This is a genomic window from Micromonospora sicca (assembly GCF_003172935.1).
GTDB classification, from domain to species: domain Bacteria; phylum Actinomycetota; class Actinomycetes; order Mycobacteriales; family Micromonosporaceae; genus Micromonospora; species Micromonospora sicca.
The window spans coordinates 16,843-31,746 of sequence record NZ_QGKS01000269.1; the positions used below are offsets into that span (position 1 = coordinate 16,843).

At 74.1% G+C, this 14,904-nt stretch carries 14 protein-coding genes; 9 read left to right on the forward strand and 5 right to left on the reverse strand.

Annotated features, from left to right (window positions below):
* The first annotated feature begins 6 nt into the window (after window positions 1-6).
* From DKT69_RS21475 to DKT69_RS21510, 8 genes are all read left to right on the forward strand, one after another.
* Window positions 7-708: a nucleotidyltransferase family protein gene (locus DKT69_RS21475; RefSeq protein WP_236648137.1), complete on the forward strand. Its 702-nt coding sequence runs from the start codon at window positions 7-9 to the stop codon at window positions 706-708.
* Window positions 705-1,622 carry an NAD-dependent epimerase/dehydratase family protein gene (locus DKT69_RS21480; protein ID WP_109803317.1) on the forward strand — a complete coding sequence of 306 codons (918 nt, stop codon included), beginning with the start codon at window positions 705-707 and terminating at the stop codon, window positions 1,620-1,622. The genes DKT69_RS21475 and DKT69_RS21480 overlap by 4 nt, the downstream gene beginning before the upstream one ends.
* A gap of 3 nt (window positions 1,623-1,625) precedes the next feature.
* On the forward strand, window positions 1,626-2,951 hold the full coding sequence (locus DKT69_RS21485) for a nucleotide sugar dehydrogenase (protein ID WP_109803318.1): 1,326 nt from the start codon (window positions 1,626-1,628) through the stop codon (window positions 2,949-2,951).
* Complete coding sequence (locus tag DKT69_RS21490) at window positions 2,948-3,913, forward strand: NAD-dependent epimerase/dehydratase family protein (RefSeq protein ID WP_109803319.1); 966 nt, start codon at window positions 2,948-2,950, stop codon at window positions 3,911-3,913. The genes DKT69_RS21485 and DKT69_RS21490 overlap by 4 nt, the downstream gene beginning before the upstream one ends.
* A gap of 49 nt (window positions 3,914-3,962) precedes the next feature.
* The gene (locus DKT69_RS21495) at window positions 3,963-5,189 is read left to right on the forward strand and encodes a glycosyltransferase family 4 protein (protein ID WP_109803320.1); all 1,227 of its coding nucleotides are present in this window, start codon (window positions 3,963-3,965) and stop codon (window positions 5,187-5,189) included.
* A gap of 34 nt (window positions 5,190-5,223) precedes the next feature.
* Window positions 5,224-6,666, forward strand: coding sequence for an O-antigen ligase family protein (locus DKT69_RS21500; RefSeq protein ID WP_109803321.1), 1,443 nt, complete (start codon window positions 5,224-5,226; stop codon window positions 6,664-6,666).
* Complete coding sequence (locus DKT69_RS21505) at window positions 6,663-8,009, forward strand: lipopolysaccharide biosynthesis protein (protein WP_109803322.1); 1,347 nt, start codon at window positions 6,663-6,665, stop codon at window positions 8,007-8,009. Before DKT69_RS21500 ends, DKT69_RS21505 begins: the two co-directional genes overlap by 4 nt.
* 91 nt (window positions 8,010-8,100) lie before the next feature.
* Complete coding sequence (locus DKT69_RS21510; RefSeq protein ID WP_161557917.1) at window positions 8,101-9,486, forward strand: glycosyltransferase; 1,386 nt, start codon at window positions 8,101-8,103, stop codon at window positions 9,484-9,486.
* A gap of 87 nt (window positions 9,487-9,573) precedes the next feature.
* Here DKT69_RS21510 and DKT69_RS21515 read toward each other — a convergent pair whose 3' ends face one another.
* From DKT69_RS21515 to DKT69_RS21530, 4 genes are read right to left on the reverse strand one after another with little or no spacing between them, the layout of a single operon-like run.
* Entirely contained in the window at window positions 9,574-10,764 is a 1,191-nt protein-coding gene (locus DKT69_RS21515; RefSeq protein WP_109803324.1) for a glycosyltransferase, read from the reverse strand.
* A 50-nt stretch (window positions 10,765-10,814) separates the two neighbouring features.
* Complete coding sequence (locus DKT69_RS21520; protein ID WP_109803325.1) at window positions 10,815-11,462, reverse strand: acetyltransferase; 648 nt, start codon at window positions 11,460-11,462, stop codon at window positions 10,815-10,817.
* Window positions 11,459-12,148 carry a sugar transferase gene (locus tag DKT69_RS21525; RefSeq protein WP_304598695.1) on the reverse strand — a complete coding sequence of 230 codons (690 nt, stop codon included), beginning with the start codon at window positions 12,146-12,148 and terminating at the stop codon, window positions 11,459-11,461. The genes DKT69_RS21520 and DKT69_RS21525 overlap by 4 nt, the downstream gene beginning before the upstream one ends.
* Window positions 12,145-13,284 carry a DegT/DnrJ/EryC1/StrS family aminotransferase gene (locus DKT69_RS21530; protein ID WP_109803326.1) on the reverse strand — a complete coding sequence of 380 codons (1,140 nt, stop codon included), beginning with the start codon at window positions 13,282-13,284 and terminating at the stop codon, window positions 12,145-12,147. Before DKT69_RS21530 ends, DKT69_RS21525 begins: the two co-directional genes overlap by 4 nt.
* Window positions 13,285-13,500: 216 nt before the next feature.
* On the opposite strand from DKT69_RS21530, the gene DKT69_RS21535 reads away from it, so the two are divergent.
* The gene (locus DKT69_RS21535) at window positions 13,501-14,466 is read left to right on the forward strand and encodes a DUF389 domain-containing protein (protein WP_109803327.1); all 966 of its coding nucleotides are present in this window, start codon (window positions 13,501-13,503) and stop codon (window positions 14,464-14,466) included.
* A 6-nt stretch (window positions 14,467-14,472) separates the two neighbouring features.
* Here the strand turns inward: DKT69_RS21535 and DKT69_RS21540 are convergent, their stop codons facing one another.
* The gene (locus tag DKT69_RS21540) at window positions 14,473-14,901 is read right to left on the reverse strand and encodes a hypothetical protein (RefSeq protein WP_109803328.1); all 429 of its coding nucleotides are present in this window, start codon (window positions 14,899-14,901) and stop codon (window positions 14,473-14,475) included.
* Window positions 14,902-14,904: the final 3 nt, after the last annotated feature.

Consider the following 14,904-nt stretch of genomic DNA (forward strand, 5'->3'; position numbering starts at 1 on the left):
GGGGGGATGGGCACCCGGCTGCGGCCGTACACGACCGCGCTGCCGAAGCCGCTGGTCCCGATCGGCAACAGCTACGCGATCCTCGAAATCGTCCTGCACCAGCTCGTGGCCTGCGGGTTCACCCACGCCACGCTCGCGATCAACCACCTGGGCTCGCTCATCCGGGCCTTCGTCGGGGACGGCAGCCGGTTCGGCCTGCGTGTCGACTACATCGAGGAACACGTGCCACTGTCGACCGTGGGCCCGCTCTTCCACCTCCGGGACCGGCTGCCCGAGCACTTCCTCGTGATGAACGGTGACATCCTCACCGACCTCGACTACGCCGAACTGCTGAACACCCACGCCCGCTCGGGTGCTCCGCTCACCGTCGCCACGTTCCACCGGACCGTGAAGATCGACTTTGGTGTCCTGGAGGTGCTGGACGACCGGGTGGTGGAGTTCAGCGAGAAACCCACGCTCGACTACCGGGTGAGCATGGGGGTCTACGGGCTGTCCGCGAAGACCATCGCCTCCTATCCGGTCGGCCAGCCCTTCGGCTTCGACCAGCTCATGCTGGACCTCATCGACCAGGGGCGGTACCCGGCGGACTACCCGTTCGACGGCTACTGGCTCGACGTCGGCCGGCCCGAAGACTACGACGAGGCCAACCGGAGCTTCGAGTCGCTGCGGTCGGTCCTCCTCCCGCCGTCGGTGCGGGAGGCGATATGACCCGCCTGCTGCTGTTCGGCGCGAACGGGTTCCTCGGCCGGCACGTCCGTGCGGCGCTCACGCCGGACCACACGCTGACCTGCCCCCGCCGGTCGGAGTGCGACCTGCCGACCGTCGACCTGCCCGAGCTCACCGAGCTGATTCGGTCGGTCCGACCCGCTGCGGTGGTGAACTGCACCGGCCGCCTCGACGGCACCGACCGGCAGTTGGTCGACGCGCACACCCAGGTGACCGCCCGGCTCGTCGACGCCGTCGTCGCGGGCGCCCCGGACGCGCGGCTGATCCGGCTGGGCTCGGCCGGCGAGTACGGCCCGGTGCCCTTCGGGCAGCAGGTCCGCGAGTCGCACCCCGCCGAGCCGGTCGGCGCGTACGGGCTCAGCCACCTTGCCGCCACCCGGTTGATGGAGACCGCGGTCGCCGCGGGCCGGCTCGACGGCGTCGTGCTGCGGGTGTTCAACCCGATCGGGCCCGGCCTCGGCGAGCAGAACGTGGTCGGCCGGGCCGCCCGGCTGATCCGGACCGCGCTCGCCCGCCACGCCCCGGAGGTGGCGCTCGGGCCTCTCGACGCGTACCGGGACCTGGTCGACGCCCGGGACGTGGCCCTGGCCGTCCGGGCAGCCGTACGGCTGTCCAGGCCGCACCCGGTCGTGTTCAACGTGGGCACCGGAACGGCCGTGCGGATCCGGCAGGTGGTCTCGATGCTGGCCGCCGCCGCCGGATATCCCGGTGGGATCGCCGAGACCGCGCCGGGGCCTGGTGCGGCGCGCTCGGCCACCGTGCCGTGGATGTGCGCGGACGTCTCGTCGGCGGCCGGGGAACTGGGCTGGCGCCCGTCGTACGACCTCACCGAGACGGTGAAGGCCATCTGGACCGAGGCTGCCGGCCTCGGTGACTCTTCGTCCAGCAGGGAGTAGACGTTGTATCAGAGGATCGGCGTTGTCGGGCTCGGTTATGTCGGCGTGACGCTCGCCGCCGCGCTGGCCGACAACGGGTACGAGGTGCACGGCGTCGACACGCAGCCCCGCGTACGGGAGTCGCTGCGGGCGGGTCGGCTGCACATCTTCGAACCGGGCATCGAGCGGATCTTCGCGGAGCGGACCGGGTCGACGCTGCACGTGGTCGACGCGCTCCCCGCCGACCTCGACGCGGTGGTGCTCTGCGTCTCGACCCCGGTCGACGAGTCCACCCACCAGCCCCGACTGGAGAACCTGGCCGCCGCGGCCGAGGAGGTGGCGCGCCGGTGCCGCCCGGGGACCCCGGTGGTGGTGCGCAGCACGGTGCCGGTCGGCACGAGCCGGCGGGTGGTGCTGCCGGCGCTGCGCCGGGCCTGGGGCGACGACGTGCGACTGGTCATGGCGCCCGAGCGGACGATCCAGGGGCAGGCGCTCCGCGAGCTGGTCGAGCTGCCGCAGGTCGTCGGCGGTCTGGACGAGGCGAGCCGCGCCGCGGGGGTGGCGCTCTTCGCCGGGCTGGCCCGCCAGGTGGTTCCGGTGTCCAGCCTGGAGGCGGCCGAGCTGGTGAAGCTGGCCAACAACTGCCACACCGACCTGATCTATTCGTTCGGCAACGAGCTGGCGCTCGTCGCCGAGACGCACCGGCTCGACCCGTTGGAGGTCATCCGCGCCGCGAACCTCGACTACCCCCGCCCGGACCTGTGCAAGCCCGGCTACGTCGGCGGGGGCTGCCTCTCCAAGGACCCGTACCTGATGGTGGCGAGCGCCGGGGCGCGCCCGCCTTCCCTGGTCGGGGCGGCGCGGCAGCTCAATGAGCACCTGCCGGCCCACGTCGCCGCCCGGATGGTGGAGCTGATGCGGCAGGAGTGCGGCCCGCTGCCGGGCGCCCGGCTCGCGGTGCTGGGCTGGGCCTACAAGGGCTGGCCGGCCACCGACGACATGCGCGGCACCCCGGTCACCACCATGCTGCCGGTCTTCCGCGACGCCGGCCTCGTGGTGCTCGGGCACGACCCGATGGTGAGCGACGACGTGATCCGGCAGCACGGCGGTGAGCCGACCAGCCTGGACAAGGCGTTCGCGGAGGCCGACGCCGTGCTCGTGCTGAACGACCACCCGGACTACCGGACGGTCGAGATCGGCGCGATGCTGCCCGGGACGCGGATCCGGGTGGTGTTCGACTCGTGGCGGATCCTCGACGAGTCGGCGGTCCGCGCGGCCGGGGTCCGGTACGCCGGCATCGGCTACCTGCCGGTGGACCCCGCCACCCCGAGAACGGCGGTGCCGGCATGACCCGCGCGCTGGTGCTCGGCGGGGCCGGGTTCATCGGACTCCACCTGGTGGAACGGCTCGTCGCCGACGGCCGCCGGGTGGTCGTCGTGGACGACTTCTCCCGTGGCCGGAACGACCAGCGGGTCGCCGCGTTGCGCGACAGCCCGCTGGTCGAGATCGTCTCGGCGGACCTCACCGCGCCGGAGGCCTGGTCGGCGCTGCCCCGGGACGTGACGGAGGTCTACCTGCTGGCCGCGGTGGTCGGCGTGCGGAACGTGGAGGCCGATCCGGCCCGGGTGCTCCGGGTCAACACGCTTGTCGTGTCGCACCTGCTGGACTGGCTGACCCCTGGTCGACGGGTCTTCTTCAGCTCCACCAGCGAGGTGTACGCCGGCGGGGTGGACGCCGGGATCGTGCCGGTGCCGACCGCCGAGGATGTCGCCGTCATGATCGCCGACGTGACGTCGCCCCGGCTGGCGTACGCGATCAGCAAGCTCGCCGGGGAGGCCATGCTGCTGCATGGCGCGCCCGCGCGGGGCTGCGCCACCGTCGTCGGCCGTTTCCACAATGTCTACGGTCCCCGGATGGGAGCCGACCACGTCATCCCCGAGATGGCGCTGCGCGCCCTGCGGGGGGAGGACCCGTTCCGGGTGTGGGGGGCGGACCAGTATCGCGCCTTCTGCCACGTCGACGACGCCGTCGAGGCGGTCCTCCGGCTGATGGCCACCCCCGCGGCCGAGGGGCAGATCGTCCACATCGGCAACGACAGCGAACAGACCAACATCGCCGACCTGGCCAAGATCGTGCTGCGCCTCGCCGGCGTGACGCCGACCGTACAACCGTTGCCCGCGCCGTCGCGCTCGGTGCACCGGCGGTGCCCGGACCTGACCCGGCTGCGCCGGCTGACCGGCTTCGAGCCCACCGTGCCGCTGGAGGAGGGCGTCCGACGCGCCTTCGAGTGGTACCGGACCGCGTCCACGTGACGACGGGCCGCCGTCCCCCGTCCCCACTCTCGAACAGCTGAGGAGCATCGTGGCGCAGGTCGTCATCACCACCGAGTCCCGGTTCCTGCGGACCCCGGACGGGCGGGTGTGGGTCCAGGTCGGCCCGGACCACGCCATCTGGACGCGGTACCTGGCGGCGTTCGAACAGGTCCGGGTGGTGGCCCGGGTCAGGGACGTCGACGAGGCACCGGCCGGAGCGGCCCGGGTCGACGGTCCCGGGGTGGAGGTCCGGGGAGTGCCGTACTACGAGGGACCGGTCCAGTTCCTCCTGAGGCGGCCCGCGATCCGGCGCGCGGCGCTGGCCGCCGTCGCGGACGCGGACGCGGTCATCCTCCGGGTGCCGTCACCGATCGCGAACCTGATCAGCCGCGACCTGGACCGGCGCGGCCGGCCGTACGCCTGCGAGGCCATCGGCGACCCCTACGTGGTCCTGTCCCGGGGGGTCGTCGACCATCCCCTCCGGCCGGTGCTGCGCCGTTGGGCCACCTCGGCCATGCAGCGCCAGTGCGGGTCGGCGGTCGCCGTGTCGTACGAGACCCGGCGGACCCTGCAGGCGCGCTACCCGGCGTCCCCGTCGGCGGTGAGCGTCGGCATCTCCTCGGTCGACCTGCCGGCCGCCGCCTTCGTGGCGACGCCGAGGACGTACGACGCGCCGGTCCGATCGGCGACGCTGGTGTCGGTGGGCTCGCTCGAGCAGTTGTACAAGGGCATCGACACGCTGGTGGAGGCGCTGGCCCGGCTGCGTGACGCCGGGCAGCGGCACCGGCTCGTGCACGTTGGCGTCGGGCGCCACCAGCCCGGGATCGAGGAGCTGATCGTCGCGCGGGGGCTGACCGGTCAGGTCACGCTCGCCGGTTGGCTGCCGTCGACCGAGGACCTGCGCAGCCTGCTGGACGGCGCGGACCTGTTCGTCATGCCGTCCCGCACCGAGGGGCTGCCCCGGGCGCTGATCGAGGCGATGGCGCGGGCACTGCCGGCGATCGGCTCGACGGCCGGCGGCATCCCCGAGCTGCTGCCCGCCGGCTGCCTGGTGCCGCCGGGCGATCCGGCGGCCCTCGCGACCGCGATCGGCGGTCTGCTGGCCGACCCGGACCGGCTGGCCGAGGCGTCCCGCCGGAACCTCGACCTGGCCTCGTCGTACTCCGCCGACGTGCTCTCGTCCCGCCGGCGCGACTTCTACCAGGCGGTCCGGAAGCTGAGCGCGGGCAGGGCAGCCCATCTCGACGCGCACCTGAACGGGCCTGCCGCTCGTTGAGTTTCGGCCGACTCGTTGCTGGAGGATCAACCTGATGATGTTGCGTGAGGGCGTGGCCACCGAGCCGGCGCCTCCATGGTCGGCCGGCGCGGACCCGGCGGGCTCCGCTTCCCGGCCACGGACGGACGTGGCGGGGGACGCCCGGTCCGGTTTCGCGTCGAGCACCGTCCGGGCGGTCACGCTCGTGCTGTTCCTGAACTTCGACCAGTTTCCCCGCCTGATCGGCAGGACCTTCCTCTTCACGGCGGCGGGGCTGGCCCTGCCGCTGCTGCTCCACGAGTTCAGCCGGCGGACGACCGCGGCGCGGGTGGTGGTCGGCTGGATCCTGCTGCTCTTCGGCGGGCTGGCGCTGCCCGCCCTCCTGCATTGGCCGGAGATTGACTACGGACGGCAGAAGGTCGTCCTGCTGATGACGCTGACCCTGCTCTCCACGCTTGCCGTGGCGATCGTCCGCGGGCGGCGGGACCTGCGGATGTTCGCCTGGCTGCTGATCCTGTCCGCGGTGATCCTGGCCGTCGCCGCGCTGACGGCAGGCGACTCGGGTGGCCGGTCGGACGGATTCGGCTCCAATCCGATCTGGCTGGCGCGCGCCATCGGCGCCGCGTTGATCGCCGTCGCCTGGCTGTACTTCCAGCGGTGGCTGGCCATGTGGCTGGCAGCCTCGCTGACGGTGCTGCTCTCCCTCGGGATGTTCGCCACCGGTTCCCGTGGGCCGCTGGTGGCGACCGTCCTCGGGCTGTTCGTTCTGGTCCTCGCCGGGCTGCGTCGGAAGACCGCTCGGGGCAAGCGGGAATGGATCGGCGTCACGCTGATGGCCGGCCTGGTCGTCACGGTCATGACGCTGCCCCGGCTGCTGCCGCCCCGGATGTACGCCCTCATCGTCGACCCGTCGGACGAACTCTTCGACTCGGCGCGGGCGGAGATGCGACAGCGCACGCTGTCCATGATCGCGGAATACCGTGGCGGCGTCGGCTACGGGAACTGGAGCGACGTCTCCGGGTTGCTGTCCTTCAACTATCCGCACAACCTGTGGCTGGAACTGCCCGCCGAGGCCGGTTGGCTGGTCGGCGGCGGGTTCATTCTGGCGACCGTGGTGGTGGCGGCGCGGCTGTGGGGCGCCGCCCGGGTCGACTCGGCGGCCGGTTTCGTGCTCGGCCTCCTGGTGTTCGCCGTGGTGGCGGTGTCGACGTCGGGTGACGTCAACGCCGACCGGCCGCTGTTCACCGCGCTCGCCCTCGGGATCCTGGTGCTGACCTGGATGCGGGTGAAGGGCCGGCCCGGCCCCCAGCCGTCCGTCCTGGACGGCCCGGCGGCCCGGCCCTCCCCCGGCGACGGGGTGGCGGGGGACGGACGACAACGACCGCGGCGACCGGTCTCGGGTCCCGGGCGGAGCCCCGGCCCGCCCGGCACGTACCCGGCGGAGGCGGCCCCGCTCGGGCGGCCCGCCGGGACCGGAGGGGGAAGGGCGGCTCGGTGAGCCGGCTCCGCGCCGTCCGTGGCCGGATGACGGCGAGCCGGCGTGGGGTGCTGAGCATCGCGGCGGGCTCCGCCGGCGGTCAGGTCCTCGCCCTGGCGGCGGCCCCCCTGCTGGCCAGGTTGTACAGCCCTGCCGACTTCGGCGTGTTCACCATCGTCGCCGCCCTGGTCACGACGATCGGCACGGTGGCCGCGTTCCGCTTCGAGTTGGCCGTCCCACTGCCGGAGCGGGAGCGGGACGCGCAGGCTCTGGTGGCCCTCGGGCTGGCCGCGGCGGCGGCCACGGCGCTGCTGGGCACGGTGGCGGTCCTGCTGGTCGGTGACGGTGTCGCCGGACTCTTCGGCCGGCCCGAGCTGCGGCCCTGGTTGTGGCTGGTGCCGCCGGCCGCCGCCGCCACCGCGGCGGTGCTGGTGCTCAACCAGATGGCCATCCGGCACCGCCGCTACGGCTCAATCGGCCGGCGCAACTTCCTCCAGTCCGCGACGATGGTGACGACCCAGGTGGTGGCGGGGGCCGGCGGTCTGCGGTCCGGCGGCCTGTCCCTGGGGCTGGGAATGGGCCAGGTCGTCGGCGCGCTCGTGCTGCTCCCCGGGGCGCGGTCGGCCGATCCGGAGGTCAGGGCGGGCCGACGGCTGCGGCACCTGTGGGAGAGCGCGGTGCGCTATCGCCGGTTCCCGCTCCTGCTGGCGCCGTCGGGGCTGCTCAACATCCTCGGGCTCCAGTTGCCGATCCTGTTCATCGCGTACTGGTACCCGGCTTCCGTCGCCGGTTACCTCGGGTTGACCCAGCGGGTGATCGCGATGCCCGCCGCGCTGGTCGCGTCGGCGGTCGCCCAGGTGTACCTCGCGGAGATCTCGCGGGCGGTCCGGGGGGACGGCGAGGGAGCACGGCGGATCTTCGTCGGCGCCAGCAGGAAACTGACCCTGGTGGCCGGGCCGGCGGCGCTGGCCGTGGTCCTGGGGGCGCCGGCGGTGTTCGCTGTCGTGTTCGGCGCGCCGTGGCGCACCAGCGGGGCGTACACCCAGGCGCTCGCGCTCTACATGGCCGCCCAGATCATCGCCTCGCCGTTGTCCCAGACGCTGATCGTGCTCGAGCGCCAGGGGCTCCAGTTGGCCTGGGACGTGGGCCGGGTCGTGCTGGTGACCGGGGCGGTCGTCGCAGCCGCCCGGTCCGGCGCGTCCGCGCTGACCGCGATCTGGGCCCTCGGCGTCTCGGGGGCCGTCGCGTACGGGGCGGCATGGCTGATGTCGCTGCGCGCGGTCACCGTGGACAGTCGGCGGGCGCGACAGGCCGCCGCCGGCCCGCGACTCGTGCCGGTCCGGGCCGCCGCGCTGAGCGACTGACGCCCGTACCATTTGCACCTTTCACGGCGAAATGCGCTGCCCACCGACGGCTGGGTCGTTGACCTGAATGTCGGTCGAACAGGAGGACCCGATGGACAACCCGCTGCAGCCCCCGGATTCCGTGGGCGGGACGGACGCACCGCTTCGGCTGCTGATCGTCGCCTACCACTTCCCGCCCGCCGACTCGGTGGGCGCCCGGCGGCCCGCCGCCCTCGCCCGGTACGCGGCCGAGCGGCAGTGGGACGTCCGAGTCCTCACCACCGGCACGCCGGACCTCGAGAACCCGGTGCCGGACGTGCCCGAACGGCACATCGTGCGGGTCGCGCCGGTGCCCCGGCTGCCCCGCCTGCGCCGCTCGCCCGCCGCGGCAGCCGACGGAGCCGACGCCACCGCGTCCCGCCCGGCTACGGCCGCGCGGGCCCGGGCCGCCGACCTCCGCCTCGCGGTCAACCGCTGGGTGTGGAAGGCCGGCTCCGAACTGCTCGTCCCGGACTCCCAGGTCAACTGGATCTGGCCGGCGGTCCGGCGCTTCCTGGACACCCGCGACGGCTGGCGGCCCGACGTCATCCTCGCCACCGGACCGCCCTTCTCGGTGTTCGCGGTGGCCGCGCGACTGGCCCGCCGACTGGACGTGCCCTGGGTCGCCGACTACCGGGACCTGTGGTCGGTCGGCAACGAGTACTGGGTCCGCACCCGCGTCCGCCGGTCGGTCGACCGCCGGCTGGAACGGCGTCTGCTCCGGTCGGCGGCCGCGTCCGTCACCGTCTCCGAGCCGCTGGCGGAGGCGATGCGCCGCACCCTCGGGGTGCACACCCGGGTCGTCATGAACGGCATCGACCGACGTCCGCCGGCCACGTCCGCCGAGCCGGTCGCCGGCCCGCAGGCCCGGGCCGACCACGCGGCGGCGACCCTGACCCTGGCCCACACCGGGTACGTCTACCCGGGCCGGCGCGATCCCGGCCCGCTGCTGGAGGCCGTGGCCTCGCTCGGCGAGGACGCCGCCCGGGTGCACGTCGTGTTCGCCGGTGAGGACAACGGCATCGTGCGGCGGGCGGTGGAGCGGACCGGGGTGGCCGACTCCGTCACCCTCCTCGGCCAGGTGTCCGCCGAGAAGTCCTGGCGCATCCAGGCCGAGGCGGACGTCCTGGTGCTGCTGATGTGGAACGACCCGCGGGACGCCGGCACGGTGACCGGGAAGATCTTCGACTACCTGTTCGCCCGGCGTCCGATCCTGCTGCTCGGATACGAGTCGGGGGTCGCGGCGAACCTCATCCGCGCCCGTGGCGCCGGCGTCGTCCGCAACGACAAGCAGGCGATCGCGGAGCAGCTGCGCGCCTGGCTGGCGATGAAGGAGCGGAGCGGCCGGATCCCGGCCCTGCCGGCGTCGGCCCTGGACGGTCTCTTCCGGGACGACCAGTTGGCCCGCTATCTGGTGCTGCTCCGGGAGGTCGCCGGGCGCGTCGCACCGACCCGCTAGGCGTCCCACGCCGAACCGGACCGACCATCGTGCTGCGGCCACCGCCGCCCCGCCCCGCCATCCGCCGGGACGGGGCGGCGGATCACGTCAGGGCCGGGCGGTCCGCTCGATGACGTCCGCCACGGCGGCGGCCGCCACCCGATTGTCGAACAGGCGCACCGCCCGGTCCCGGGCCTGCGCGCCGCGGCGCGCCAGCCGGCCGTCCTCGAACTCCGCGTACGCGCGGGACAGGGCGGCCGTCAGCGCCGGCACGTCGGCGCGTGGCACCACCCAGCCGGAGTCCTCGTCGACGGTCTCCGGCAGCCCGCCCGCGTCGCTGACGATGCTGGGCACGCCCATCGCGCTCGCCTCGACCGCGGCGCCGTGGCCCTCGGAGAGCGACGGGCTGACGCTGACGTCGGCGGCCCGGTAGCAGGGCCGCACGTCGGGCACCGATTCGAGCCAGGTGACGCTGGGATCGTCGTCGAGTCCGAAGCGGTCGACCAGGTCCCGTCGGTGCGCCTCGCCGGCCGCGGTCCACCCCCCGCCCACCAGGAGCAGCCGGGAGCGCGGGTGCCGCGCGTGGAACGTCCGCCACGCCGCCAGCAGCACGTCGTGGCCCTTGATCCCGCGCCCGTGGTGCGCCAGCCGTTTGGGCGCGTAGACGTAGGCGACCATGATGGCGACGAACGCGTCCTGGTCGATGCCGAGCTCGGCCCGGGCCTTGGCCCGCACCTCGTCCCGGTGCCCGCCGGGAACGCCGTCCGGCGGCCGTACGCTGAACCGGTCCGTGTCCACCCCGTAGGTCACCACCGGCCGGCGGTCCGCCGGGACGCCGAGGCGGCCGTACAGCTCCGAGGTGTACGCGGTACCGCAGATCACCGTGTCGTCGAGGCGCCAGAGCAGCCGTTCCACCGGCCGGATCGTGGGCGACTCCAGGTACAGCGGCCCGGCCGACATGTGCACCCGGCGGGCCGGGAGGCCGAGCGTCGCGAAGCGGGTGGCCAGCGCCGAGGCGTACAGGTGGTAGTGCAGCACGTCGGGCCGGAAGTCGCGGACGAGGCGGCGCAGCCTGCGCAGCCCGCGGAGGGTCCTGAGTTGGGGGCGGAGGCGGAAGTCGAAGCCGGCGTCGAGGACCGGGATCCCGCGGCGGTCCAGCTCCGAGGGGAGCCGCCCGGGCCCCGGCGGCAGCACGACCGCCACCTCGTGCCCGCGGCGGCGCAGCTCCTCCACCTGCGGGACGATCCACAGACCGCCGCTGTTGGTCTTCAGCACGACGCACACGCGCAGGGCCGGCATGGGCACACCTCCGTTCTCCGGGGCCGTCGGCCCGGTTCGGCGGGTGCCCGTCATCGTGCGGGCACCCCCTTGACCACCGAGCCGGGCGGCACGTCCCGGACCACGCACGCGCCGGCGCCCACCGTGGCGTCGGCGCCGACCCGCAGGCCCTGCAGGACCGCGGCGGTGGTGCCGATGAGCACCCCGGAGTCCAAGTGGCAGGCGCCGGAGACCGCGGCGAGCGGGTTCACCGACACGAAGTCGGCGAGCACGCTGTCGTGCCCCACGGTGGCGTTCTGGTTGAGGTGCACGTGCCGGCCCAGCCGGACGTTGGTCGTCACCCGGGCCCCGGCGAACGCCACCAGGCCCTCCCCGTGCACCAGGTCCGCGCCCACGCTGGCCAGCGGATGCACCAGGCTGGCCGCGGGCAGCCCGAGGTCGGCGATCCGCTGGTCGATCAGCCGGCGCACCCGGGGGTCCCCGACCCCGAGCACGTGGTGGGCCGGGCCCGGCAGGTCGCGCAGCCGGTCCGTGCCACCGAGGTACGCCGCGTCGAGCCGCTGAAGTCGCTTGAGGTTCACCTCCGACGGCCGGTCGTCGACGAACCCGAGGACGCGCCACCTCGGCCGGGCCGGGTGGGTTCCGTTGATCGCCTGCACGATCCCGAACAGCTCGCGGCCGTGTCCGCCGCAACCCACGATCACCAGGTCCACCGTCATGCCACCCGCTCCTCCGACCGGTCGCTGCCGCCGGCGCCCGCGGCGTGTCCCGCCGGGACCCGGACGAACTCGTGCGCGGTGGGGGCGTCCGGGGCGCTGATCCCGGTTCTGCGGAACACCGCCACCGCCGTCTCCCCGAGGATCCGCAGGTCGAGGTGGAGGCTCCGGTGATCCACGTACCAGACGTCGTACTCGAACCGCGCCGTCCAGTCCAACTCGTTGCGGCCCCGTACCTGGGCCAGTCCGGTGACCCCCGGTCGTACCTCGTGCCGCCGGGCCTCCCTCGGGCTGTACCGGTCCAGGTACTGGGGGAGCAGGGGACGCGGCCCGACCAGGCTCATGTCGCCCCGCAGGACGTTCCAGAGCGTGGGCAGCTCGTCCAGGCTGGTGGCCCGCAGCCAGCGGCCGAGCGGGGTGAGTCGGTCCCCGTCGTCCCGCGGGTCGACCGACATCCGCCCGGACGGCCGCATGGTCCGGAACTTGACCAGGGTGAACAGGGCGCCGTGCCGGCCCGGCCGGTGCTGCCGGAACAGGACCGGCCGGCCCGTGCCGACGAGGATCGCGGTCGCGACGAACAGCATGACCGGTGCGGTGGCGACGAGCAGCAGGCCGGCCACCACCACGTCCATGGCGCGCTTCACCCGGTCGTACGCCACGTGGTCGGCCGCGCGGTGCCGAGCGGTCACGGATGCGCCCCGAGGAATTCGGTGATGGCGGCGGTGACCCGGGAGATCTGCTCCTCGGTCAGCGCGGATCCGCTCGGCAGGGCGAGGCCCCGCTCGAAGAGCCGCTCCGCGGCGCCGCTGAGCAGCGCCCCGGCGCCGGCGAAGAGGGGCTGGAGGTGCATCGGCTTCCAGACCGGCCGGGTCTCGATCTCCGCCGCGGCGAGGTGTGCCCCCAGGTCACCGGCCCGCCAGCCGGCGCGCTCGGGGTCGACGACGATGACGGTGAGCCAACAGTTGCCCCCCGGATCCCCGTCGGCCAGGACCTCGACCCCGGGTACGGCGGCGAAGAGCTTGGCGTAGTGCTCCCGGAGGCGGCGGCGCCGGTCCAGCATGTCGTCCAGGCGGCCGAGCTGGGCCCGGCCCAGCGCGGCGAGCACGTTGCTGAGCCGGTAGTTGTAGCCCACCTCGTCGTGTTCGTAGTGCACGGCGGGACGACGGGCCTGGGTGGACAGGTGGCGGGCCCGGGCGATCAGCGCCGCCTCGTCCGAGAGCAGCATCCCGCCGCCGGAGGTGGTGATCATCTTGTTGCCGTTGAACGAGAGCACGCCGGCGTCGCCGAACGAGCCGGCCGCCCGGCCCCGGTAGGAGGCGCCGAGGGCTTCCGCCGCGTCCTCGACGACGGGCACCTCCGCATCCCGGCAGAGGCCCAGCAGCGCGTCGTAGTCCGCGCAGCTGCCGAACATGTCGACCGGGACGAGGGCGGCGATGCGCCGCCCGGCGCGCCGTAGCCGGTCGATCAGTTCCGCGGCCAGCGCGACGTCGATGTTGCCGGTGGCGGGGTCGCAGTCCACGAAGACCGGGGTGGCTCCGGTGTAGACGGCCGCGTTGGCGGTGGCGACGAAGGTCAGCGTCGGCACGATGACGACCTGTCCCGGTCCGGCGCCGAGGGCGAGCAGGGCGAGGTGCAGGGCCGCGGTCCCGGAGTTGAGGGCCAGCGCGTGCCGGACACCCACCCGCTCGGCCACCTCCCGCTCGAACGCGTCCACCTCGGGGCCCAGCGGCGCGACCCACCCCGACCGCAGCGCCCGGAGCACGCCGGCTTCCTCGGCCGGGCCGACGTCCGGCGGCGACAGGTGAATCCGTTCCGTCAGGAGCATGAGGATTCCTCGTGGGAGTGCGGCAGCTTACACGCGCTCAACGATCCAGATCAGCAGGCGGTTTCGTCCCATTTGGCGTGCTGGTCGGTCTCGCCGGGATCCGCGCCGCCCGGCCGATGGAGCCAGGCCATGGGCATCGGGAGGAGCCCAGACCGGGACGGACGGTAGAGTTCGCGGCCGGCGGCGGGACGGCCGCCCGAATCCAGGAGCCTCCCCGTGCTGCATCTGAGGATCATCGCGCCGACCGACCAGTCGGCGGCGGTGGCGGATCTCCTCGCCGACGACCCGGGCGTCGCGCACCTGGCCGTCGTCCCCGGCGCCGCCCGTCAGCCGGCCGGTGACCTCATCCTCTGCGACGTCGTCCGGGAGAGCGCCGACCACCTGCTGCGGCAACTCCAGGACCTCGGCGTGGAGGCCCGGGGTGGAATCTCGGCCGACGACGTCGAGCTGACCCTCTCCTCGGCCGCGGAACAGGCGGCCCGCGACGCTCCGGGGCACGGCGAGGACGCGGTGGTCTGGGACGAGATCGCGGCCAAGACCGGCGAGCAGACGGTGCTGACCGGCACCTTCCTGGTGCTGATCATCGTCGCCACCATGATCGCCGGCATCGGGGTCCTGCTCGACCAGCCCATCCTGATCGTCGGCGCGATGGTGGTCGGTCCCGAGTTCGGCCCGCTGGCGGCGCTCTGCGTAGCCCTGCTGCGCCGCAATCCACGCGTCATCGGCCGTTCGATCAAGGCCCTGGTGGTGGGCTTCCTGGCGGCCATGCTGGGCACCGTGCTGAGCACCTGGGCGCTCACCGCCGCCGGGCTGGTCGACCGGGGGATGCTGCTGGCCGAGCGTCCGCTGACCGACTTCATCTGGCGGCCGGACGCGCTCTCCTGGGTGGTCGGCCTGCTCGCCGGCGTGGCCGGCATGCTCTCGTTGACGGCGAAGAAGTCCGGCTCCCTGGTCGGGGTGCTGATCTCGGTCACCACCGTGCCGGCCGCCGCGAACGTCGCCGTCGCCGCCGCGTACGGAGTGTGGCCCGAGGCCGGCGGTTCGGCGCTCCAGCTGGTGATCAACCTGTGCGCGATCGTGCTGGCCGGGATGCTGACCCTGGTCGTGCAGCAGCTCTGGTGGTGGCACGTCGGCCGGATCCCGCGGCGCACGGCGCGGGAGCGGGTGACCGGGCGGCGCTGAGCCGGCTCAGTCCCAGTCGTCGCCGGCGGCCAGCCGGCGGTGGAGCAGGTCGCGCAGCGGGATCGACTCGCCGTCGCGACCGCCCCGCCCGACCACCAGCGGCGCCGGGTCGGGCCGGGGATCCGCGCCGAAGAGCCGGGACCGCACGCTGGCCGGGACGGTCAGCAGGTGGAAGCGCCTCTCGGTGTCCACGGCCCGACGGCGGGCGCGGTCGACGTACCAGCCGGTGAGCCGGGTGCGGTAGCGGCTCCGGCCGTCGTAGGACCGGGCGACGAGCCGGGTGGTGCGCAGGCCGCGCCGGGTCGCCTCGGCGACGAACCAGGCGACCAGCTCGGCCGCCTCCGCCTGCTCGGCCGCGCGGGCCCGCTCGTCCGCCGCGGCGTGCGCCCGTACCGCGCGGCGCTGCCGCTCCCGCCACTCCAGGTCGTCGTCCACGCC